Consider the following 771-nt stretch of genomic DNA (forward strand, 5'->3'; position numbering starts at 1 on the left):
CGTTCCCATGCCGAACACGGAAGTTAAGCGTCTCAGCGCCGAAAGTAGTTGGGGGATCTCCCCCTGTGAGGATAGGACGTTGCCAGGCTACATATTGGAGGATTAGCTCAGCTGGGAGAGCACCTGCCTTACAAGCAGGGGGTCGGCGGTTCGATCCCGTCATCCTCCACCATTTACACCTGCCGGTGTAGCTCAGTTGGTAGAGCATCTGACTTGTAATCAGAGGGTCGAGGGTTCGAATCCTTTCGCCGGCACCATTTGATCTTTTTTAAAAAGTCTACCGCTAGAAATTATACCTTGCCGGGGTGGCGGAATTGGTAGACGCACAGGACTTAAAATCCTGCGAGGGTTTCCTCGTGCCGGTTCAAGTCCGGCCCTCGGTACCATTAATATTTTTCCCATGATGATTATTCGTCTCGCACCCTTAGCTCAGCTGGATAGAGCGTTAGACTACGAATCTAAAGGCCGGGAGTTCGAATCTCTCAGGGTGCACCATTTTCGACGGGAAGTAGCTCAGCTTGGTAGAGCACTTGGTTTGGGACCAAGGGGTCGCAGGTTCGAATCCTGTCTTCCCGACCATCATCACTTATATGGGGCCTTAGCTCAGCTGGGAGAGCGCCTGCCTTGCACGCAGGAGGTCAGCGGTTCGATCCCGCTAGGCTCCACCATTTTTATTTTTTTACAGACGAACTTTGAAAACTGAACGATGAGGCAAAAATAAGTTTTACCATTTTTGAATGAAGCGCAAGCTTCGTCAATTTAAGAGCTATA

At 50.6% G+C, this 771-nt stretch carries 6 tRNA genes and 1 rRNA gene; all 7 read left to right on the forward strand.

Annotated elements, in window-relative coordinates:
* A 5S ribosomal RNA gene (gene rrf / locus KNO94_RS15120) occupies positions 1-88 on the forward strand; the annotation flags it as partial.
* Positions 89-96: 8 nt separating this feature from the next.
* A tRNA-Val gene (locus KNO94_RS15125) sits at positions 97-172 on the forward strand.
* A 9-nt stretch (positions 173-181) separates the two neighbouring features.
* Positions 182-257: transfer RNA gene (locus tag KNO94_RS15130), tRNA-Thr, on the forward strand.
* 42 nt (positions 258-299) lie between these two features.
* A tRNA-Leu gene (locus tag KNO94_RS15135) sits at positions 300-386 on the forward strand.
* A 32-nt stretch (positions 387-418) separates the two neighbouring features.
* Positions 419-495, forward strand: a tRNA-Arg gene (locus KNO94_RS15140).
* 7 nt (positions 496-502) lie between these two features.
* A tRNA-Pro gene (locus tag KNO94_RS15145) sits at positions 503-579 on the forward strand.
* Positions 580-592: 13 nt separating this feature from the next.
* A tRNA-Ala gene (locus KNO94_RS15150) sits at positions 593-668 on the forward strand.
* Positions 669-771: the final 103 nt, after the last annotated feature.

The sequence above is a fragment of the Exiguobacterium sp. s22 genome (genome assembly GCF_018617455.1).
Taxonomy (GTDB): Bacteria; Bacillota; Bacilli; order Exiguobacteriales; family Exiguobacteriaceae; genus Exiguobacterium.